Origin of the sequence: Burkholderia sp. AU45388 (genome assembly GCF_030481585.1) — a bacterium.
Classification (GTDB): Bacteria; Pseudomonadota; Gammaproteobacteria; order Burkholderiales; family Burkholderiaceae; genus Burkholderia; species Burkholderia sola.
Window position 1 is genome coordinate 386364 of sequence record NZ_JAUJPV010000003.1, and the last position, 20671, is coordinate 407034.

17 protein-coding genes are annotated in these 20671 nt (G+C 67.6%); 6 read left to right on the forward strand and 11 right to left on the reverse strand.

Annotated features, from left to right (window positions below):
• Positions 1 to 8: 8 nt before the first annotated feature.
• Positions 9 to 773, reverse strand: a complete 765-nt coding sequence (locus tag QZM72_RS09220) for a fumarylacetoacetate hydrolase family protein (RefSeq protein WP_301737909.1) — start codon at positions 771 to 773, stop codon at positions 9 to 11.
• Positions 770 to 1459 (reverse strand): fumarylacetoacetate hydrolase family protein, encoded by a 690-nt coding sequence (locus QZM72_RS09225; RefSeq protein ID WP_301737910.1) that lies wholly within the window; start codon positions 1457 to 1459, stop codon positions 770 to 772. Before QZM72_RS09225 ends, QZM72_RS09220 begins: the two co-directional genes overlap by 4 nt.
• Positions 1460 to 1612: 153 nt before the next feature.
• On the opposite strand from QZM72_RS09225, the gene hpaR reads away from it, so the two are divergent.
• Positions 1613 to 2053, forward strand: a complete 441-nt coding sequence (gene hpaR, locus QZM72_RS09230) for a homoprotocatechuate degradation operon regulator HpaR (protein WP_301737911.1) — start codon at positions 1613 to 1615, stop codon at positions 2051 to 2053.
• Between the two features lie 49 nt (positions 2054 to 2102).
• On the opposite strand, the gene QZM72_RS09235 is transcribed toward hpaR, so the two are convergent.
• Positions 2103 to 3314 carry an SDR family oxidoreductase gene (locus QZM72_RS09235; RefSeq protein WP_089469666.1) on the reverse strand — a complete coding sequence of 404 codons (1212 nt, stop codon included), beginning with the start codon at positions 3312 to 3314 and terminating at the stop codon, positions 2103 to 2105.
• 637 nt (positions 3315 to 3951) lie between these two features.
• Between QZM72_RS09235 and QZM72_RS09240 the strand changes: the two genes are divergently transcribed.
• Positions 3952 to 4299 (forward strand): DUF3564 family protein, encoded by a 348-nt coding sequence (locus tag QZM72_RS09240; protein ID WP_301737912.1) that lies wholly within the window; start codon positions 3952 to 3954, stop codon positions 4297 to 4299.
• 415 nt (positions 4300 to 4714) lie between these two features.
• Complete coding sequence (locus QZM72_RS09245) at positions 4715 to 6613, forward strand: penicillin-binding protein 2 (RefSeq protein ID WP_089469664.1); 1899 nt, start codon at positions 4715 to 4717, stop codon at positions 6611 to 6613.
• Between the two features lie 27 nt (positions 6614 to 6640).
• On the opposite strand, the gene QZM72_RS09250 is transcribed toward QZM72_RS09245, so the two are convergent.
• The 4 genes from QZM72_RS09250 to QZM72_RS09265 all read right to left on the reverse strand — a co-directional run bounded on the left by QZM72_RS09250 (position 6641) and on the right by QZM72_RS09265 (position 12507).
• Positions 6641 to 8356 (reverse strand): cation:proton antiporter, encoded by a 1716-nt coding sequence (locus QZM72_RS09250; RefSeq protein ID WP_301737913.1) that lies wholly within the window; start codon positions 8354 to 8356, stop codon positions 6641 to 6643.
• Between the two features lie 208 nt (positions 8357 to 8564).
• On the reverse strand, positions 8565 to 9992 hold the full coding sequence (locus QZM72_RS09255; protein WP_089469662.1) for a cytochrome c: 1428 nt from the start codon (positions 9990 to 9992) through the stop codon (positions 8565 to 8567).
• Positions 9989 to 11767: a GMC family oxidoreductase gene (locus QZM72_RS09260; protein ID WP_011547848.1), complete on the reverse strand. Its 1779-nt coding sequence runs from the start codon at positions 11765 to 11767 to the stop codon at positions 9989 to 9991. Before QZM72_RS09260 ends, QZM72_RS09255 begins: the two co-directional genes overlap by 4 nt.
• Positions 11767 to 12507, reverse strand: a complete 741-nt coding sequence (locus tag QZM72_RS09265) for a gluconate 2-dehydrogenase subunit 3 family protein (protein ID WP_089436363.1) — start codon at positions 12505 to 12507, stop codon at positions 11767 to 11769. The genes QZM72_RS09260 and QZM72_RS09265 overlap by 1 nt, the downstream gene beginning before the upstream one ends.
• A 635-nt stretch (positions 12508 to 13142) precedes the next feature.
• Between QZM72_RS09265 and QZM72_RS09270 the strand changes: the two genes are divergently transcribed.
• Positions 13143 to 13682 carry an RNA 2'-phosphotransferase gene (locus QZM72_RS09270; protein WP_301737960.1) on the forward strand — a complete coding sequence of 180 codons (540 nt, stop codon included), beginning with the start codon at positions 13143 to 13145 and terminating at the stop codon, positions 13680 to 13682.
• Between the two features lie 19 nt (positions 13683 to 13701).
• Here QZM72_RS09270 and QZM72_RS09275 read toward each other — a convergent pair whose 3' ends face one another.
• Positions 13702 to 14118 (reverse strand): DUF3995 domain-containing protein, encoded by a 417-nt coding sequence (locus tag QZM72_RS09275; protein ID WP_301737914.1) that lies wholly within the window; start codon positions 14116 to 14118, stop codon positions 13702 to 13704.
• A gap of 294 nt (positions 14119 to 14412) precedes the next feature.
• Between QZM72_RS09275 and ald the strand changes: the two genes are divergently transcribed.
• Positions 14413 to 15528: an alanine dehydrogenase gene (gene ald / locus QZM72_RS09280; protein WP_301737915.1), complete on the forward strand. Its 1116-nt coding sequence runs from the start codon at positions 14413 to 14415 to the stop codon at positions 15526 to 15528.
• Positions 15529 to 15820: 292 nt separating this feature from the next.
• Here the strand turns inward: ald and QZM72_RS09285 are convergent, their stop codons facing one another.
• From QZM72_RS09285 to QZM72_RS09295, 3 genes are all read right to left on the reverse strand, one after another.
• Positions 15821 to 16213 (reverse strand): TraR/DksA family transcriptional regulator, encoded by a 393-nt coding sequence (locus tag QZM72_RS09285; RefSeq protein WP_089469659.1) that lies wholly within the window; start codon positions 16211 to 16213, stop codon positions 15821 to 15823.
• A 387-nt stretch (positions 16214 to 16600) separates the two neighbouring features.
• Positions 16601 to 18007, reverse strand: a complete 1407-nt coding sequence (locus tag QZM72_RS09290; protein WP_301737916.1) for an undecaprenyl-phosphate glucose phosphotransferase — start codon at positions 18005 to 18007, stop codon at positions 16601 to 16603.
• Between the two features lie 11 nt (positions 18008 to 18018).
• Positions 18019 to 18801, reverse strand: coding sequence for a Crp/Fnr family transcriptional regulator (locus tag QZM72_RS09295; RefSeq protein WP_089469658.1), 783 nt, complete (start codon positions 18799 to 18801; stop codon positions 18019 to 18021).
• A gap of 917 nt (positions 18802 to 19718) precedes the next feature.
• On the opposite strand from QZM72_RS09295, the gene QZM72_RS09300 reads away from it, so the two are divergent.
• Positions 19719 to 20501 (forward strand): Crp/Fnr family transcriptional regulator, encoded by a 783-nt coding sequence (locus QZM72_RS09300; RefSeq protein WP_179233509.1) that lies wholly within the window; start codon positions 19719 to 19721, stop codon positions 20499 to 20501.
• Positions 20502 to 20671 lie beyond the last annotated feature (170 nt).

The window sequence follows — 20671 nt, forward strand, 5'->3', positions numbered from 1 at the left end:
CGGCGGCCTCAGCCGGCGCGATAGTAGTCTGCTTCGCCGACGATCGTGTTCACGAGCCGGCCGACCCCTTCGATTTCAGTCACGACCTCGTCGCCCGGCTGCGTGTCCGCCAGCCCTTCGGGCGTGCCGGTCAGGATCAGGTCGCCCGGCGAGAGCGTCATGAAGCTGCTGATGTGCTCGATCAGCGCCGGCACGTCGAACACCATGTCGCGCGTGCTGCCACGCTGCGTCTCCCGGCCGTTCACCGTCGTGCGCAGCGTCAGGTCGCCCGCGTCGCCGATCTCGTCGCGGCTGACGAACCACGGCCCGAGCGGCGTGCAGGTGTCGCGGTTCTTCACGCGCAGGTTCGGGCGGTAGTAGTTCTCGAGATAGTCGCGGATCGCGTAGTCGTTCGCGACCGTGTAGCCGGCCACGTAGTCGATCGCCTGCGCGCGGCTCACGTGGCGCGTGGGCCGGCCGATCACGACGGCCAGTTCGCACTCGTAGTGCATGTGCGCGGCGTCCGCCGGGCGCACGGTCAGCGACCGGTGGCCGACGAACGTGTTCGGTCCCTTCAGGAAGATCAGCGGCTCGCTCGGCGCGTTGAACGCGAGTTCCTTCGCATGGTCGGCGTAGTTCAGGCCGAGCGCGAACGTCGTGCGCGGCGCGACGGGCGGCAGCCACACCACGGCGTCCTCGGCCACCACGCGCCCCGTATCGATGCGGATCGCGCCGTCGCCGGCCGGTTCGGCCGCATGCAGTGCGCCGTTGTAGATCACGCGCGCCGTCTTCATCGTGCCTCCTCCGCCATCAGCGTATGCCGCAACGTGCCGATGCCGGCCGCGGCGATCTCGATCGTGCTGCCCGCGCGGGCATGCGGTGCACCGCCCGCGACGCCGAGCAGCAGCACGTCGCCCGCGTCGAACGACATGAAGGCCGTCACGTCGGCGATCAGCTCGCGCACCGGGCGAATCAGCGTCGCGCTCGACGCGGACGCGGCCACCGCGCCGTCGATCCGCACCGTCAGCCCGATCTCGTCGACGTCGGCGAGCGCGGTAGCCGGCACGATCGCCGGGCCGAGCGGGCAGAAGCCGTCACGGCACTTGAAGCGCACGGCCGGACGGTAGTAATCGGGATGCGGCACCGACACGTCGCTCGCGAGCGTGAAGCCGTGCACGTAGTCGAGCGCCTGCGCGGCCGCCACGCGCGTCGCGCGCCGCGCGAACACGACGGCCACCGACGCGCCGATCTCCAGCGCGTCGACGCCGGCCGGCACGATGACGGCGGCGCCGTCGGCCGCATACGTGTTGGCGGATTTGATGTACAGGACCGGCGCCTGCGGCGGCCGGCCGTAAGGCGGTGCGTTCATCGCATCGCCGAGCGCGGCGAGCGCCGCGCGCTCGTTGAGCAGCGCGCCGTAGACGGTACCGATGGCGACCGGCAACGGCGGCGCCGCGGCGATCGTGCAAGACAGCTCCATGCGTCATTCCCCTACCGCGCGTCGCGGCGCATCGTCAATACTTAATATCTTAAGTAAACAATCGGGTGCTGGCAACCTCGATTACCCTGATACGCGAAATTCATCGGCTTCGGCTGTTAAGATTGATGCGTCCCCCGTCCTCTGCTCACCCTGATGAACCGTACGCTCGACCATCGCAACCTGGCCATGCTGCTGCTCGAGGCTCGCGAAACGCTGATGGGCCTGTTTCGCCCGATTCTCAAGGAATTCTCGCTGACCGAACAGCAATGGCGGATCATCCGCGTGCTCGATGGCGAACCGGCGCAGGCGCTCGAAGCCGGGCAGATCGCGAAACGGTGCTGCATCCTGAGCCCGAGCCTGACCGGCGTGCTGGAACGGATGGAACGCGACGGCCTGATCACTCGCACGCGCGCGCAGGAAGATCAGCGCCGGCTGCTGGTCAGCCTGACGCCGCAAAGCAGGAAACTGGTGACGGAAATCGGTCCGCGCATCGACGAGCAATATCGTCAGCTCGAAGCGCGATTCGGCCAGGACGGCCTCGAGGACATCTACCGCGCGCTCGACCGGCTCATCGAGCTCGGCAACCCAGCGTAAAGACGGCGCCCGCCACGTGCGGGAACTGGCGCCGGCACGACGCGGGCGGTCAGTGGACCGCGCCGCGCATCAGCTCGGTCACCGCCACGCCGCGCGACGTACGCATGCACTCCTCGACGTAATCGATGAACGGCAACGGCTCGAAATCGATTTCGTCGCGCACGCGGCGATTGTCGAACACGCGGTCGACCGTCGCGAATTCGCCGCAGCGCTGCAGCGCCCGGCCGATCACGCGCTCGAGCGCCGGATCGGGGCGCCCGAGCACGTCGCGCACGACGAGCGGCAGCTCGGCCGGCGCGCATGCCGCGTAGCGCGGCGCCCCCGTCATCCCCGCCGCCTCGTCCATCGCGCGCACGATCTGCGCGACCTGCGGCGCCTCGTCGCCGGCCGATACGTGATAGACGTCGTGCGCGAGCGTCGGCTTGACGGCCAGCAGCATCGTCGCGCGCGCCACGTCGTCCACCGACACGATGTCGATGCGCGTCATCGGCCGCGCGGTGAAGCGGCGCGCCGCATGCGCGAGCCGGAACATCCAGAACGAATTCGGCGCGGGCCGCGTACCGAGCACCGTGTGGCCGACCACGTGCGACGGCCGCACGACGACGAGCGGCAGCCCGAGCGCGCGCAGGCGCTGCTCCGTCTCCGCCTTCGCGTGCAGGTAGCCGGCCGCGAGCACCGCGCCCGGCAGGCCGTCGTGGGACGGCGGCGCGACGTCGTTCCCCGCGCGCTCGGCCTCTTCCTGCACGATCCCGCCGCGGCCCGCATGCGCGTAAGCCGTACCGACGTACACGAAGCGTTGCAGGCGCGGCACACGCGCAAAGCGTTCGGCGAAGCGCACCGCATCGGCGATATCGGCCTGCAGATGCGCGCCGTCGGCCGGCGACGCATGGCCCGCGCAGTGAATCACGTGCGTCGCGCCGGCCAGGCGCGGCGCATCGGCGCCATGCCACACGTCGCCGAGCGCGCCGACGATCACGTTCGCATCGGTCAGGCGCGACGCCCAGTACGGCGCGAGCCCCGCGCGCAACGCGGCTTCACGCAGCCGCGCGACCGCATGGCCGCGGTCCTGCGCGCGCACGACGCAGACGATGCGTTCGAGCAGCCCTGCATTGACGAGCGCCGTCAGCACGGTGCTGCCGATGAAGCCGGTGGCACCGGTCAGCACCAGCCGGCCGACGTTCGCCGCCGCGACCGGTGCGCTGGCCGGCGATACGAGGCTCGTCCGCCAGTTGAGCGACAACGCGGTTTTCCAGATCAGCACGATAGTCTCCTTCGAAGAATCGGCCGGGCGGCGCGGCGCCCGCGGTTGCGAGCGGCGCCCGGCTCGCCGGCCGGGCCGGGGCTGACGCGCGCCCCGGCGGCTCCCGATCGGGCGTGCGATCGCGTCGATCGCGCTCTGGCAAGAGGCGGCGGCAGCCGGCGCGGACGGGCGTCCGCGGCACAGGATCGGGAAGCTCCCAGTGTGGCGCCCGACCGCACGCAAGTCTGTCCCGAAAGTTTCGTGAAAGTGTGCCGATTTGTACGCGATTGTCGGAGTGTGTCGTGCCGGCCGCGTCAGATCGCCGAAACGTTCGCTCCGGCTGCATTCGACGCGTGCCGAAAGCCGCCGATCGCCCCGGCTTCGCCGGCGGCCGTGCGCGACAGATCGCCGCGGCCGCCGGCCCCGTCATCCCATGTCCGGCCGGCCGTGCGCGCCCGGCCAGCCACCGCTGTCGCCGGAATCGCCCGCCTGGGCTGACGCGTCGGGAATGACCATGAATCGTCAGACGTCCTTTCATCTGAAACCGGAATGGACGCAATACGGATTTATTGCGGATTATCACTTGCGTTTCACACCAGTCTATCTAGACTGTTCAAGTCAAAACGGTCGAATGTGTCTTTTTTCAGGAGACGATGCAATGCGCCTCACCATTCGGATTAACGGCAGCGAATCGGCAACCCGGCATTCCTTCGCAGTCTTGTGGGTCGATACCGACGAAGGTCTGTGGTCGCGCGAGGCACACCAGGGCATCGACCTTCCGACTTGGGGCAAGGTCCGCGACGTCGAGGGCGCGATGGCGCTCTGCGCAGCCGACAGCGGCAACGCCGTCTGCCAGCTGAAGGGGCTGTCGTTCGATGCGATGCGGCGCGAACAGGGCCCCGCGGTCCTCGCGGGCGAGCACCCCGACGGCGCGTGGCGGTTGCAGGCAGTGGATACCTGCACGACCGAGCCGGAATACCAGGAATTTATTTCCGTTGCCCGATAGGTATTATTGACATCTATCGTCTGCGGTTTTCGGGTTTATTCCGGTAGCAGTGATTTTCATTTCGATATTCAGCATCAATGGCGCCTCCGTTCGAGGCGCTTTTTATTTTCGAGATTAGAGAAATAATCGCCACGCGGGCAATTGATCGTCCGCCCGGGATGATCGCGACCGAGCAATGCCGGAGAGCGCGTACCCGGGTCGGCATGCGATGGATCGTCCGTGTTTCATCCTCCGCACTCACTGCGGAGTCCAGCGTCGGCCGGCTCTTCTCCCTTTCCTCCGTGTTTTCGCTGGCCTGCTCTGCGCCTTTTTGCGGGGCCTGAACATACTTTTCCCACACGGTGTTTACTCATTTATTACAATCCCATTATTCAGACTGACCAGCCGCCGTCCGGCGGCCCGACCCGGCCATTGCATGAGCGTGAAAAAGAAGACCCACCCTGCCGATCCATATGCAGCGGCGACCAAGAATCCGATGCTCGCCGCGCGCCTGCCGATGTGGCGCTCGCGGCTGATCGTGGTCGTCGTGTTCCTCGCGTTCGCCGCGCTGATCGCGCGCGCTTTCTGGGTGCAGGTCGCGAACCAGGATTTCTACGTCGGCCAGGGCCAGAAGCGCTATCAGCGCACGATCGAGCTCGACGCGATGCGCGGGCGCATCGTCGACCGCAACGGCGCGATGCTCGCGGTCAGCCTGTCGACCTATGAAATCTGGGCGAACCCGAAACAGGTCGCCGACACCGATTACCCGCAGATCGCGAAGCTGCTCGACCTGCCGCTCGCCGAGGTGAAGCGGCGTCTCGGCAACGACAAGACGTTCGTGCTGCTCAAGCGTCAGGTCGACGCGGACACCGCCAGCCGGCTCGACAAGCTCGCGATCGACGGCATCACGCAAATCGCCGATTCGAAACGCTTCTACCCGGAAGGCGAATCGGCCGCGCACGTGGTCGGCTTCACGAACGTCGAGGACAAGGGCCAGGAAGGTGTCGAGCTCGCGGCGAATGCGCGCCTGCAGGGCACGTCGGGCCAGCGCGAGGTGATCCGCGACCGGCTCGGCCGCATCGTGTCGGACACCCGCCCGCTCGTCCCCGCGCAGCACGGCGCGACGATCGAACTGACGATCGACCGCCGTATCCAGCAACTCGCCTTCAGCCAGCTCAAGGCGGCCGTGATCGAGAACAACGCGCTGGCCGGCAGCGTCGTCGTGCTCGACGCGCAGAACGGCGAGATCCTCGCGCTCGCGAACTATCCGACCTTCGACCCTAACGACCGCGCCCGCCTCACCGGCCAGCAATTGCGCAATCGCGCGGTGATCGACACGTTCGAACCGGGCTCGACGATCAAGCCGCTCGTCGTCGCGCTGTCGATCGACGAGCGCAAGGTCACGCCGAACACGATCATCAACACGTCGCCGGGCACCTACAAGATCGGCCCGGCGGTGATCCACGACACGTCGAACCACGGGTCGCTGACGGTGTCGCAAGCGCTGCAGAAGTCGAGCAACGTCGCGCTCGCGAAACTGGCGCTGAACCTGCCCGCCGAAACGATCTGGAACAAATACCAGGAGTACGGGATCGGCCGCGCGCCGGAACTGACCTTCCCGGGCGTCGCGTCGGGCCGGCTGCGCGGCTACAAGCGTTGGCGGCCGATCGAGCAGGCGACGATGGCGTACGGCTACGGGCTGTCGATGTCGCTGCTGCAGATCGCGCAGACCTACACCGCCTATGCGGGCGACGGCACGCTGCACCCGGTGTCGCTGCTGAAGAACGGCACCGACCAGCAGACGATCGACGCGCACCGCGGCCATCGCGTGACGTCGCCGCAAACGGCCGCCGCGATCCGCTCGATGCTCGAGATGGCGGTCGGCGAAGGCGGCACGGGGCGCCGCGCGCGCGTCGACGGCTACCGGATCGGCGGCAAGACGGGCACCGCGCGCAAGCAGGTCGGCGCGAGCTATGCGAAGGGCAAGTACCGCGCGCTGTTCGCGGGAATGGCGCCGATGAGCGACCCGCGCCTGATCGTCGCGGTGATGATCGACGAGCCGCGCGGCAAAGGCTACTACGGTGGCACGGTGGCCGGCCCGGTGTTCGCGTCGGTCACGAGCGGCTCGCTGCAGTTGCTCGGCGTGCCGCCCGATGCGCCGGTCGAACCGGAGAAGAACGCGCCGGCGCAGGCCGCCGCGGCGCAGAAAACGGTCGCGGCGCCGAAAGCGGCGGCGCCGGCAACGACGACCGTCACGCAGAAACCGTCGGCATCGTTGAAGACGGCCGCGCAATCCGGCGCCCCCGCGCCCGCGAAGGCAGCTACCGCCGGCTGACGATGCCAGGCGCGATGTCGCGCGCCGTCAATGCGCGGCCGCGACCGGCTTCGCCATCCGGCCGAGCACGTGCTCGGTCATCCCGCGTGCGAGTTCGGTCTCGCCCATGAACACGGTGCCGATGCCCTCGCTCGACAGCAGCGCGGCCTCGTCGCCGCTGTTCGTGCACAGCACGACCTCGAGCGCCGGGTTGAGCGTGCGCGAGATCTCGACGATCTGCCGCACGTCGAACACGTCGGGCAGCGTGACGACCAGCATCCCGGCGCGGGCGATATGCGCCTGCACGAGCACGATCGGCTCGATCGCGTCGCCCGACACGGCCGCGGCGCCGTCCGCGCGCAGCTTCTCGACGAGTTCGCGATTCTGCTCGACGACGACATAGGCGATGCCCCGCTCGTCCAGCGCATGCGCGATCCGCGTGCCGACCTTGCCGTAGCCGACGATCACGACCTGCCCGGTCAGATGCGTCTGCGGCGTCGACATCGGCAGCGCGGCGAGCGGATCGTCGCGCGCCTCGAGCTTGCGCGCGAACGCCGAATGCTTGCGGATCCACGCGAGCGCCGGATCGATCATCGCGAACAGCAGCGTGTTCATCGCGATCGAAATCAGCGCGACCGCGAGAATCAGGCTCTGCCCTTCGGCCGACAGCAGCCCGAGCGCACGGCCGAGCCCCGCGAGGATGAACGAGAATTCGCCGATCTGCGCGAGGCCCGCGCCGACCGTCAGCGCGGTGTTCAGCGGATAGCGGAACGCGATCACGAGCGCGACCGCCGCGAGCGTCTTGCCGATCAGCACGATCGCCGCGACCTCGATCACGTGCAGCGGCTCCTCGATCAGGACCTTCGGGTCGAACAGCATGCCGACCGAGATGAAGAACAGCACCGAGAACGCGTCGCGCAACGGCAGCGTCTCGTCGGCCGCGCGCCGGCTGAACTCCGACTCGCGCATCATCATCCCCGCGAAGAACGCGCCGAGCGCGAACGACACGTCGAACAGCTTCGCCGCGCCGAACGCGATGCCGACCGCCGCGGCAATCATGCAAAGCGTGAACAATTCGCGCGAACCCGTGCGCGCGACGAGCCACAGAATGCGCGGGAACACACGCTTGCCGACCACCAGCATCAGCGCGATGAACGCGGCGACCTTCAGCATCGTCACGCCGAGCGTGCCCCACACGCTGCCGCCGGCCGCATGCGCGTCGCCGGGCGGCGTGCCGCCGAGCAGCCCCGCCACCGGCGGCAGCAGCACCAGCACGAGCACCATCACGAGATCCTCGACGACCAGCCAGCCCACCGCGATGCGCCCGTTGACCGTCTCGACGAGCCCGCGCCCTTCGAGCGCGCGCAGCAGCACCACCGTACTCGCGACCGACAGCGCGAGCCCGAACACGAGCGCCGCACCGAGGCTCCAGCCCCAGGTGAGCGCGAGCGCGCCGCCGAGCACCGTCGCCACGGTAATCTGGACGATCGCGCCCGGCAGCGCGATCTTGCGCACCGCGAGGAGATCGCCGAGCGAGAAATGCAGGCCGACGCCGAACATCAGCAGCATCACGCCGACTTCGGCGAGTTGCTGCGCGAGCGACAGATCGCCGACGAAACCGGGCGTGCCGGGGCCGATCACGATTCCCGCGAGCAGATAGCCGACGAGCGGCGGCATTTTCAGCAGCGATGCGAGGTAACCGAAGATCATCGCGAGACCGAAACCGGCCGCGAGCAACGCAATCAGGCTGACGTCATGAGGCATCCCCCCTCCCAAGCTCTTGTAACTATTTAGTAAGGTTCAAGAGTGAAAGGATAAGGGATGAGGCGAAAGAATGGCGCGCAGCCGCGAAAATTTCACGCCGCTGCGCGCGGTGCGGGGTACAACCCCGGCGAAGGGAAAGGCGTCGCGAGTCCGGCCGCACGCCGACGTGGGGCGGCCAGCAGGCGGGGCTCGTGCCCCGCCGCTCCCGTCAGCGCGACGCTTGCGGGAACCGCGCGCCCGGCGGCGGCTCGGGCCGTGTCGACGGTACGCTCTTGCGCACCTTCGCGACCTGCGCGGGCGTCACCGGCGCGCCCGTGTTGCCCCAGCTCGTGCGCACGAAGTTCGACACGTCCGCGACTTCCTGGTCCGACAGCCGCCAGCCGAACGGCGGCATCGTGAAAGTCGACGGCGCGGTGTGCGTGCCCTGCAGCGCGCTGCCTTCCAGCACGACGTGGATCAGCGACGTCGGATCGTCGCCCTGCACGACCGGGTTGCCGGCGAGCGCCGGGAACACGCGCGTGTAGCCGTGGCCGTCGCTGCGATGGCAGGCCATGCAGTTGTCGCGGTAGACGGCGGCGCCCGGCTTGCTCGCGTCGCCGGTCTGCAACGCCTTCGCCGCGGCCGCGTCGTACACGTGCGGCTGCTCGCCCTGCACGCGCGGCGGCAACGTCTTCAGGTAGCGCGCGATCGCGTTCAGGTCGTCGTCGGTCATGTGCTGCATGCTGTGGCCGACCACGTCCGTCATCCCGCCGAACGCGGCCGTGCGCAGCGTACGGCCGGTCTTCAGGAACTGCACGATCTCGGTCTCGTTCCACGCGCCGAGGCCCGTGCGCGGCTCGCCGCGCAGGCTCGTCGGCACCCAGCCATCGATCGCGGCGCCGCCGGCCAGGAAGTCGAGGCCATCGGCGTCGGTCAGCCCGCGCTCCTGCATCGTCGGCGCGCGCGGCGTGTGGCATGCGCCGCAGTGGCCGAGCCCCTGCACCAGGTACGCGCCGCGCGCGACCACCGGGTCGGTGTACGACGCCGCGTCGAACGGCTTCGGCGACGGCGCGAACAGCTTGCGCCAGATGCCGAGCGGCCAGCGCATCGACAGCGGCCACACGATGTCGACCTTGCGGTTCTCGTGCTCGACCGGCGCGACGCCGTGCATGAAGTACGCATAGAGCGCCTTCATGTCGTCGTCGGTCAACCGCGCGTACGACGGGAACGGCATCGCCGGATACATCGTGTCGCCGTTCTTGCGCACGCCTTCGCGCACCGCGCGAGTGAAGTCCTCGTAGGTCCAGCCGCCGAGGCCCGTCTTCGCGTCCGGCGTGATGTTCGTCGAGTAGATCGCGCCGATCGGCGTGTCGAACTTCAGCCCGCCCGCAAAGGGCTTGCCGCCGCTCGCGGTGTGGCAGGCGATGCAGTCGCCTGCGCGCGCCAGATATTCGCCGCGCTTGACGAGCGCCGCGTCGGCGGACTGGGCGACAGGTGCGGCCGCCGGGCCCGAAGCCGCGGCCGGCGAGGACGCCGGCTGCGCGGACGCGGCGCCGCCCGCGAAACCGAATGCCGCCCATGCCGTGCCGATCGCCAGCGCGCGCCGCAGCGGGGAAACCGGGCGCGCCGCGTTGTGGTCGTTCATCGTCCTCTTCATACGGTCACCAGCGGGGCGGGATTCTTCAGGTATTGCTCGCGGATCGCACGTGCCGACCAGTAGGCCAGCGCCGCGATGATCCCGGTCGGGTTGTAGCCGATGCCCTGCGGCAGCGCCGATGCACCCATCACGAACACGTTGTGCACGTCCCAGCACTGCAGGTAGCGGTTCAGCACGCTCGTCTTCGGGTCGGTGCCCATGATCGCGCCGCCGACGAGGTGAGTCGTCTGGTACTGGCGCGAGTCGAAGTGCTTGCCGAACTCGCGCGTCGACACGCCGATCGCCTTCGGCCCCATCGCCTCCGCGATCTTCTTCATTTGCCCGGTCACGTACTGCGCCATCTTGATGTCGTTGTCCTTCCAGTCGAACGTCATCCGCAACAGCGGCTGGCCGTACGAATCGCGATAGGTAGGATCGAGGTCGAGATACACGTCGCGGTACGACATGTTGGTGCCGTGCGCGTCCATCGAGATCGTGTGCGCGTAGTTGTCCTTGACGGCCTTCTTCCACGCCGAGCCCCACTGCGGCGTGCCGGGCGGCGTCGCGATGCCGCTGATCGGCTTCACGCCGGCCTGGTTCACCCACAGCGGCGAACCGCCGACGAAACCGAGCGGGCCGTGGTCGAAGTTGTCCGCGTTGAAGTCGTCCACCGCGACGCCGTTGCCGCCCGCGCCGATGAACGGATTCGTGTAGGTATCCTTGTCGAAGAACGCCTTGATCGTCGACAGGTTCTGGTACGCGAAATTGCGGCCGACCACGCCTTCGCCCGAAATCGGGTCGTACGGCTTGCCGATGCCCGACAACAGCAGCAGATGCACGTTGTGATACTGGAACGCGGCCACGATCACCAGATCGGCCGGCTGGTGCACTTCGCGCCCGGCCGGATCGACGTAGGTCACGCCGGTCGCGCGCTTCTTCGTATCGTCGAGGTCCACGCGCAACACGTGGCACTTCGAGCGCAGCTCGAAGTTCGGCGCCTGCTTCAGCGCGGGCAGGATGTTCAGGTTCGGCGACGCCTTCGAATACATGTAGCACGCGTAGCCGCTGCAGTAGCCGCAGAAGTTGCACGGGCCCATCTGCACGCCGTACGGGTTCGTGTACGGCCCCGACGTGTTCGCCGATGGCAGCCGGTACGGATGCAGGCCGAGCGAGTGCGCCGCATCGAAGAAGCGCTGCGCCGAATACGTATTGAGCTGCGCGGGCAGCGGGAAGTTGTCGCTGCGGTTCGCCTCGAACACGTTGCCGTCGCCGACTACCTTGCCGCCGACCTTGTACGCCTGCCCCGACGTGCCGAACACCTTCTCGGCGAAATCGAAATGCGGCTCGAGCTCGTCGTAGGTCACGCCCGTATCCTGGATCGTCATCCCTTCGGGGATGAACTTCTTGCCGTAGCGCTCTTCATAGTGGCTGCGCAGGCGCAGCTCTTCCGGCGTGATCCGGAAGTGCACGCCCGACCAGTGCAGCCCCGCGCCGCCGACGCCTTCGCCCGGCAGGAACGCCGCAAGCTGCCGGTACGGCAGCGCGGTGTCCTGCAGGCCGTGGCGGATCGACACGGTCGTCTTCGACAGGTCGAGAAACAGCTTCTTGCGGATGTTGTAGGTCAGCTCGTCGATCGTGTTCGGATACGCGCCGTCCGGATAGGTGTCGCGATATTCGCCGCGCTCGAGCGCGACGACGTTCAGGCCCGCTTCGGTCAATTCCTTCGCGAGGATCGCGCCGGTCCAGCCGAAGCCGACGATCACCGCATCGACGTGCGGCTTCTTGTCTGCGGCCATCAGCTGCGCTCCCCGTTGATCGAGACGGGGCCGTACGGATAGGGCTTGCCGCTCTGGTTGACGAAATCCATGAAGTCCGCGCGCGCGCCCGGGAAACCGATCATCTTCCACGCGGCCATGTCGCGATTGCCGCCATGCACCGGATCGCAGAAGTAGCCTTCGCGCGTGTTCTGCAGCAACTGGCCGAGAAACACGCCGGGCGGGACGTCGTCGATCTGCGCGCCGCCCTTCTCCAGCGCGCCGAGCACGGCGTCGCGCGTCGGCGCGTCGAGATCCGCGAACGCCTTGCCGTGCGCCTTCTCGCAATAACGGTTGACCGCTGCGATGCCGAGCCGGTAGATGTCGCGCGGCACCAGCTTCAACTGGTAGCCGAGCTCGGGCACGCCCTGCTGGAACGGCCCCTGCATGTACCACGTCGCGCCGTGCGCATACGGCGTCTCCATCTGGCGATCGATGAATTCGGGCACGCCGGCCTCGAGCGCGCCGGGGCCTTCGGCGTCGGCCGGAATCAGCCGGTCGACGGCGGCCTGGACGAACGCCCATTCCTTCGCATCGAAAAAAGTCGGCTTGTACGGCGCGCGGTCGGCGCTGGCCGCGGCAGTGGACGCGTTGCCGGCCGTCGTCGCGGACGGCGACGACGAGCGCAGGTCGCAGCCGGCGACCGACGCGATCGGCACGAGCGCGACCGATGTGCGCAGGAAACGACGACGCGAATTGGGTTTGTCAGGTGGCGTGGACATGGTCGGATGTTGATCGTTGGGGATCGGGGTTCGGACGCGCGCATTCCGCACGCCGCGTGCCCGGCAGGCAGCCGTGCCGCAAGCGGCCGGTCGCCCTGTTCTTTCGTGTGTTGCGCGCAACGTCGATGCAGGCGTCCGGCCGCGATGCGCGGGACGCCGCCATTGCAGCCGCGCGGCGCGCCCGGATGCCGGCGGCGTGCACGCGAATCGACTTCTTCGCGGGCCTATCGTCGGACAAATACCAGCATCGGCTCGCATCTGCCCGTCATCGCCCATGACGCTTGTTCAACTTAGACGTCACATCGGCCCACGGCAAGCGCAACGCGCACGACCTTTTTTCAAGCCCGGCGACGCGTGCCGCGAATTATAGATGGAACCGGTTCCATTACTAGAGGGTCCAATGCAATTCACTGCATCGAAATCGGCAACAATGGGGAATCCGGACGCCGGAATGTGCAAGGACGGCGAGATGGCGGACAGCATCGCCGGTCGGGCGAAGGATCGGGTGGCGGCACGCGCGTGTCGCTTTCCGGCGACGCCCGATCAGATGACGGCATCGAGTGGCAGCGCGCTCTGGGCCTCCGCATCTCACGAATACCCAGAAAAACAAATCGCCGGCACCGGATGCGACCGGCATCAGCCAATTCCTGAGCTACCTGTTGCGCCACGAGCCGCAGGCCATCGGCCTGCAACTGGACGCCGAAGGCTGGGCCGATATCGATGAACTGATCGCGGGCGCCGCCCGACACGGGCGCCGGCTCGATCGCGCGACGATCGAAAGCGTGTGCGCCACCAACGACAAGCAGCGCTTCGCGCTGTCGGACGACGGCCGGCGCATCCGCGCCGTGCAGGGTCATTCGACGCCCGTCGTGCAGCGCCGGTATCCGGCCGCGCGGCCGCCCGAGCGCCTCTATCACGGCACGGCGACGCGCTTCCTCGATTCGATTCGCGCGCAAGGGCTGAAACCCGGCGCCCGTCATCACGTGCATCTGTCGGCGGACATCCGCACGGCGCTGGCCGTCGGCACGCGCTACGGCGTACCCGCGATCCTCGAAGTCGATGCGCGGCGCATGCACCGGCAGGGCCATACGTTCTTCGTCGCCGAAAACGGCGTCTGGCTGACCGATGCCGTGCCGGCCGAATACCTCGAGTCGATCGATACGCGCACGGCATGAGCCGCGCGCCAGTCCCCACTCACCCCGGCCAGAACATCGACGCGATCGACAACGCCAGCGCCGCGCACAGCGGCGAGTAATACAGCGTGTCCATCCGCGCGAAACGCGACCCGCGTATCCGTTTGAAGAAGCCGACATAGCGGAAATCGCCGACGGCCCGCACCGCGAAGATCAATGCGAGCGCAACGACTGCGAACGCGATCGTGCAGGGATACGCATTGCGGCCGAGCCAGCCGGCACGCGTGGCGACCACGCCTGCGCCGCCCAGCAGTGCCATCGCGACCGCAAGCGTGCCGACGGCAGTCGGCCGCAACAGCGGCACGCCGTCCTGCTCCGGAATGGCCGCACGCTTGCCCCGCCGCCCGCCGAACGCCCAGTAGACGTGCACGAACGCGATGGCGCAAAGCGTCGGCACGCTGAAATACGCAGCGGTCATGTCGATCAATGTCCTCGTCTCGTCGTCTCGTCGTTTGCGCAAAGGATGTCGGCACACGGCCTCGCCTCGCGGCACGCAAGACGATACCGAAACCCGGCCGCGCGCGCATTGCGACTTCCGGTCGCAACCGGTCGCCGCGCATGCTGCGCTGCAGTGCGCATGAGCCGTCGCGCAGGCCGGCCGCTTGACTTCCCTCGGGGCACTACTACGCTGTTATTCCAGTACTGCGGTCGGCCCGCCGCTGGCAAGCGGCTACCCGCACGACGACGACAACGAAGGCCATGGAGGCGACTCATGCTGATCGGTGTGCCGAAGGAGATCAAGAACCACGAATACCGCGTCGGCCTCACGCCGGCCGGCGCGCGCGAACTCACGCGGCACGGCCATCGGGTGCTCGTGCAGCGCGGCGCGGGCACGGCGATCGGCCTGCTCGACGACGACTACACGGCCGCGGGCGCATCGCTCGGCGACGGCGCGGACGAAATCTTCGCGCGCGCCGACATGATCATCAAGGTGAAGGAGCCGCAGCCGGCCGAATGCGCGATGCTGCGGCGCGGCCAGATCCTCTATACGTACCTGCATCTCGCGCCCGATCCCGACCAGGCCACCGCGCTCGTGAAATCCGGCGCGGTCTGCATCGCATACGAAACCGTGACGGGCCCCGGCGGCGGCCTGCCGTTGCTCGCGCCGATGAGCGAAGTCGCGGGGCGCATGTCGATCCAGGTCGCGGCGACCCACCTCGAAAGCCCGCGCGGCGGCCGCGGCGTGCTGATGGCCGGCGTGCCCGGCGTGCCGGCCGCGCACGTCGTCGTACTCGGCGCCGGTGTGGTCGGCACCGGCGCGCTGCAGATGGCGGTGGGCTTGGGCGCCCGCGTCACCGTGCTCGACACCAACGTGAACCGGCTGCGCCAGCTCGATCTCGTGTTCGCGAACCGGATCGCGACCGTGTGCTCGAACGCGCATACGGTCGACGAAGCCGTACGCGATGCCGACGTCGTGATCGGCGCCGTGCTCGTGCCGGGCGCATCGGCGCCGCGGCTCGTCACGCGCGACATGATCGCGACGATGCGCAAGGGCGCGGTCGTCGTCGACGTCGCGATCGACCAGGGCGGATGCTTCGAGACCTCGCATGCGACCACGCACGCCGCGCCGACCTTCGTCGTCGACGGGGTGGTCCACTACTGTGTCGCGAACATGCCCGGCGCGGTCGCGCGCACGTCGACCTTTGCGCTGAACAATGCAACGCTCGGCCATGCGCTCGCGCTCGCCGACAAGGGCTGGAAACAGGCGATGCTCGACGATCCGCATTTGCGCGCGGGCCTGAACGTGTGCGACGGCCACATCACGTACGAAGCGGTCGCGCTGGCGCTCGGCCTGCCCTACGTCCCGGCGACCGGCGTACTCGGATGACCTTGCCGGCATGCGTCGAACGCGTCGCGTGCGGCCGCGTTGCGTTCACGCGTCGTTCGAGCGGCTCCGCGTCGCGCCGCTGCCGCCCGCGCTGCCCGCACCGCCCATCGTGCGCGCCGGCACCGCCCATCGTGCGCGCCGGCAGCAGCCGCCGTTGCGCGAGCGTGCGCGTGGTCAGTAATGCTGCGTCAGCCAGCCGCGCCCGATCGACGGAATCCCCCGGAATTGTCGCCGTTCGCGATCATCGTCGGGATGTCGCGGCCATAGTCGGCGATCGGACGCACGCACGACGTCACAGCGATGCGCGCGGTGTCGTCGCGTAGCGCCGTTCGTAGAGCGACTGGCAATGCGTGCAGCGTTCGGCGGTCGGGCGCGCCAGCAAGCGCTGGTAGCCGACCGAGCCGTCGCAGTCGATGCATTCACCGTAACTGCCGTCGCGCATGCGCTGCTGCGCGCGGCCGATCGCGCGCAGCTCGGTCAGCTTCATGCCGATCAACGCATGGTCGACGTCGACGAAGAGGTCCGCGTTCGCCTCGTCGCCCTCGTCCGGCGCCGCGCCGGCAAGCTCCGCGTAGGATTCCGACGCGCGCTGGTCTTCGCTCGCACGGATCTCCGCGCGCAGCGTCTGCTCGCTCTCGTTCAGCCGCTGCTTCAGCGTCTGCCGTTGTTGTGGGTCGAGCGACATGGCCGTCTCTCCTGTTCCGGGTTCCGCGCGAGACAAGAGCGGCGCGCGGTATCGCACCGGTGCGCGACGGCGCAGGCCTGACCTGCGCTGTCGCATCCGGATGGGTGGCCGGACGCGCGAAACGCCGGACGCATGCGACGCAGGATAAACCCATTGAACACGCGTGTGTTGACCGGAATCAGCGTGCCGTTCGCGCAGCGGCAGCGGTGCGAAAACTGGGGACGGACGCGCAATCCCGCCCGACGGCGCGCGCGGCGAAGCGCGTCGTCGTAACCGCAGCGCAGCAATTTCCGCGCGGTCGCCTCGGTTCTTTCCGCGCCCTCGAACCGCCATCGCGCGGTCGATACGATCGCTCGCGCCGCACGCCACTGCAATCATTCGGGATCCTCAGAACGCGTTGCGCCCGATGAAGCCGCGCACCACCGTCAGCAGGATGATCTTGATGTCGAACCAGAAGCTCCAGTTTTGCATGTAGAACAGATCGAACTTCACGCGCGCCGCCATCGCCTCGACCTTGCGCGTTTCACCGCGATAGCCGTTCACTTGCGCCCATCCTGTGATGCCGGGCCGCACGCGGTAGCGGTACATGTAGCAGTCGATCAGTTGCCGATACAGGTCGTCGTGCTCGATCGCGTGCGGACGCGGGCCGACCACCGACATCTGCCCGAACAGCACGTTGAAGAACTGCGGCAGCTCGTCGAGCGACGTGCGCCGCAGGAACGCGCCGACGCGCGTGATGCGCGAATCGTTGCGCGACGCCTGCCGCACGACGCCCGGCTGCGCACGATGCACACGCATCGTCCGGAACTTCAGGATATCGAACTCGCGGCCGTCGACGCCCTTGCGACGTTGCCTGAATAGCACGGGCCCCGGCGACGACAACTTCACCGCGATCGCGAGCATCGTCAGCAGGGGCAGCAACGGAATCAGCACGCCGAACGCGAACAGCCGGTCGAACGCGAACTTGGCCCACAGCTCCGGCGCGGAGCGCGGCGTGGTCGCGAGATTGATCGCCGGCATGCCGAGCACGTCGGTCGCGGAACGATCGACCACCGCCATCTGCCGCACGTCGGGAAGCAGCCGCAACTCGACGAACTCGTCGCGCAACTCGCGCACGATGCGCTGGATCCGCCACTCGTGCGACATCGGCAGCGTGAGCCACACCTCGTCGATGTCGCCGCCGCGAATCCGGTCGCGCAACGCGTTCCAGTCGGCGATCACCGGTACGCCGCCGATGCCGCCCGCGGCGGCCGGCGCATCGTCGTCGAATACGCACGCGGCCGCGAAGGGGCCGTTCGGCGCGAGTTGCATCCGCTCGATCGCCACGCGCCCGTAAGCCGTTGCGCCGACGACGGCAACACGGCGCTGGCGCGCACGCGAGTCGCCGCGCGTCAATGCGAGCGCCAGCAGCGCCGCGCGGCCGAGCAGCAGCGCCGCGTCGCCGGCCAGCACCGTGCGCGCGATCCAGCGGGTCGTCACCGTGCCGCCGCGATTCATGATCCACATCGTGCCGGCCACCGTCAGCACACTCGCGCACACCACCGCCACCAGCGTGTGCGTCAGCACGTGCGCGCCGCCCTGCACCGCCACGCCGCCGCGCACGGTGCGCAGGTAGCGCGGCAGCAGCGCCACCGTCAGCACGCACAGCAGCGCGATCGCGCCGCGCTGCGCGTCGGACAGCGCATGCCAGCCGAGCCCCGACGCCGCCTGCGCGGCGAGCGCCCCGGCCAGCACGAGCACGACGTCGGCCGCCGCGATCGCGGCACGCCGGATCGCATTCGTTCCACCGGACATCGACTGCATCGTCACGCACCGTGTACGGGGAATCCGCGGTGCGCGTCCGGCATGCGCGGGCGAACCGTCGTCGGCCTCGCATGCTCGCGCGTGCCGAGCAACCGCCGATAGTCGGCGCGAATCAGGTTGTAGCATTCGCACGCGTGATGTTCGAGGCCGTCGCGGTCGAGCACCGTGATGCGGCCACGGCGTTGCCGGATCAACCCGGCTTCCTGCAGGTTTCCGGCCGCTTCCGTCACGCCCTCGCGCCGCACGCCGAGCATGTTCGCGATCGTCTGCTGGGTGACGGCCAGCTCGTCGCCGTCGATCCGGTCGTGCGCGAGCAGCAACCAGCGGCTGAGCTGCTCGCTGACCGAGTGATGCCGGTTGCACAGCGCGCTGCGCGAAATCTGCGCCATCGTCGCCTGACAGATGTTGAGCAACAGCCGGTAGGTCTGCGCCGACCGCTCGAATTCGGCGCGCATCACGCAGCTCGGCACGCGAAAGGCCATTCCGCCGATGCGCACCTCGACCCGGCTCGACGCGGCGATGCCGCCGACCAGCGTCCCCAGCCCGACCACGCCCTCGCGGCCGACCACCGCCACCTCGACCATCGCACCGTCCTCCATCAGGTGCTGCACCGACATCATCGCCGTCGTCGGAAAATGCAGATGACGCATCGGCTCGCCGACCCGGTCGAGCATCCCGGCCTTGATCCTGACCAGTTCGAGATGCGGGGCGATGGCGCGGATGCTGTCCTCCGGGAGGGCAGCAAGAATGGCGTTCGCCGAATAGCTCGAGTGAAGATGAAGCATGTCTGTATCCCTTTTATCGTCCGCGCCACCAGCAGTAGGCACGGAACTCGTTATCGCGATGCGCGCCCGGACATTGACAGCGGTTGCGGCCCACAACCCTGAATCCGACTGATCATCGGCTTGTCAACGCCGAATTAAGTCGACCGCCCCGTTTCGACACGCCATCCCGAATAAGCGATTTACGTGCCAATAGCCGCCCGTCCTTAATATATGAATCACGTCCGATTTAGAGCCCCCGAATAACCGGCCCCAAAGCCGAAAAAACGTCTCATTTCCGGACACTCCCCCATGCGGCGGACACAGCACGCATTCGACTGATCAATTCCCGCGCGCCGGATCAGGATGGTGGTGTGGCGGCCGTGACGCTTATCGTTCAAATACTTACGGCCGATTTTCAATTGTTTCCGTGATGTGCGGCGCAGCATTTCCCGGCGTCGCCGCGGCGCACACGCTCGTTTCAAACTGTCTCAAATTTGAATCGGCACACTAATTCCCGGCTCTGTCCACTACCGCACACATCACTCGCAAGCCATTGATATAAATGAAAAATCAGGCGAGCCCCATTTATTTGTCAAATAATGTTCAATGTCTTCTTGCCACTTTAGCTGTACGATTCGTCACGTTGTCCGATTGATTCCAGTCGACATAGAATGACGAGCAAGCTCACGATTCCATTTCCGGATGATTAATTCCAGAGAAAGGAATCCTTAAATCGATATAACGTTTGCGCCCAGTCTAAATCGTCAAACTTTGTGAAATGGCCAAATGTGGAATTGGCTGAATTCAATTGCGTGCTAGCCTTTTTTGCGAGTATCGTCATTCCGCTTTTTTTTGATCAACAAAGTCCGCACGATCGTGCGATTTCCATTCCGGACTTCGCCGAAGCGACGCGCGACCCCCACCTGCGAGGATGCGCCGTGACTCATCAGGCCGCCGAAGCCGTCGCCTATGCGAACGGCATGATCGAGCTTTCCCACAGCTTCGACGCCAACCGGTTTCTCGCGGCCATCGACCGCGACGAACTCGCCACGCTGAGGCCCCACCTGCAACTCGTTCACCTGAAATCCGGGCAGGTGCTGTGCGAACCCGGCGAAATGCTCGCCGCGGTCTACCTGCCGGTCACGACCGCGATTTCGCTGCAGTACGTGTCGTCCGGCGGCATGACGCTGGAAGTCGCGGAGATCGGCAGCGAAAGCGTGGTCTGCGACGACGTGATCGGCGGCAGCGGCCGGATGCCCTGCCGCGCGGTCGCGTGCCGCGACGGCTTCGTCTACCGGCTCGACCGGCGCGTCTTCGCGGCCGCGTTCGAGGCGTCGCCGGTGATCCGCCATCTCGTGTTCGTGTGCGTGCGGCTGCTGATGGCGCAAGTCGCGCAGATCACGTTCTGCAGCCGTCATCACGTGCTCAAACATCAGTTATGCAGATGGTTTCTGCTCGCGTTCGACCGCACGCGCAGCATCGAGATCCAGGTGACGCACAGCATGCTCGCGCAAATGCTCGGCGTGCGGCGCGAAACGGTCACGGACGCCGCGGGCGAAATCCAGAAGCTCGGCCTGATCCGGCAATACCGCAGCTCGATCGAGCTCGCGGACCTCGACGGCCTCGAGAAAATGTCGTGCGGCTGCCGCGCGATCGTGCGCGACGAGATGAAGCGCATCCTGTCGGCCGACTCCGGCGTGCCGGCCGCGTCGCGCGCGTGATCGGCGCGCCGGGCCGGGGCGGCGCTTCGACGTCGCCCGCGTGCCAGGTCAGCTGTTTGTAGGGTGGCGAACAGAACGCCGCGTCTGCCGATGGTCTACTGATGCCGGACTGCCGGGGGATGTCAGCGCTTGTCGCGCGTCTGCCCGAGCGGACGACACCACGCACGCCG

Bases quoted from the DNA above. Each gene is read 5' to 3' on its own strand.
- QZM72_RS09275 (WP_301737914.1), bottom strand. From the start codon at position 14,118: ATGACCGCTGCGTATTTCAGCGTGCCGACGCTTTGCGCCATCGCGTTC.
- QZM72_RS09255 (WP_089469662.1), bottom strand. From the start codon at position 9,992: ATGAAGAGGACGATGAACGACCACAACGCGGCGCGCCCGGTTTCCCCG.
- QZM72_RS09245 (WP_089469664.1), top strand. From the start codon at position 4,715: ATGAGCGTGAAAAAGAAGACCCACCCTGCCGATCCATATGCAGCGGCG.
- QZM72_RS09260 (WP_011547848.1), bottom strand. From the start codon at position 11,767: ATGGCCGCAGACAAGAAGCCGCACGTCGATGCGGTGATCGTCGGCTTC.
- ald (WP_301737915.1), top strand. From the start codon at position 14,413: ATGCTGATCGGTGTGCCGAAGGAGATCAAGAACCACGAATACCGCGTC.
- QZM72_RS09240 (WP_301737912.1), top strand. From the start codon at position 3,952: ATGCGCCTCACCATTCGGATTAACGGCAGCGAATCGGCAACCCGGCAT.
- QZM72_RS09220 (WP_301737909.1), bottom strand. From the start codon at position 773: ATGAAGACGGCGCGCGTGATCTACAACGGCGCACTGCATGCGGCCGAA.
- QZM72_RS09265 (WP_089436363.1), bottom strand. From the start codon at position 12,507: ATGTCCACGCCACCTGACAAACCCAATTCGCGTCGTCGTTTCCTGCGC.
- QZM72_RS09295 (WP_089469658.1), bottom strand. From the start codon at position 18,801: ATGCTTCATCTTCACTCGAGCTATTCGGCGAACGCCATTCTTGCTGCC.
- QZM72_RS09285 (WP_089469659.1), bottom strand. From the start codon at position 16,213: ATGTCGCTCGACCCACAACAACGGCAGACGCTGAAGCAGCGGCTGAAC.
- QZM72_RS09250 (WP_301737913.1), bottom strand. From the start codon at position 8,356: ATGCCTCATGACGTCAGCCTGATTGCGTTGCTCGCGGCCGGTTTCGGT.
- QZM72_RS09225 (WP_301737910.1), bottom strand. From the start codon at position 1,459: ATGGAGCTGTCTTGCACGATCGCCGCGGCGCCGCCGTTGCCGGTCGCC.
- hpaR (WP_301737911.1), top strand. From the start codon at position 1,613: ATGAACCGTACGCTCGACCATCGCAACCTGGCCATGCTGCTGCTCGAG.
- QZM72_RS09290 (WP_301737916.1), bottom strand. From the start codon at position 18,007: ATGTCCGGTGGAACGAATGCGATCCGGCGTGCCGCGATCGCGGCGGCC.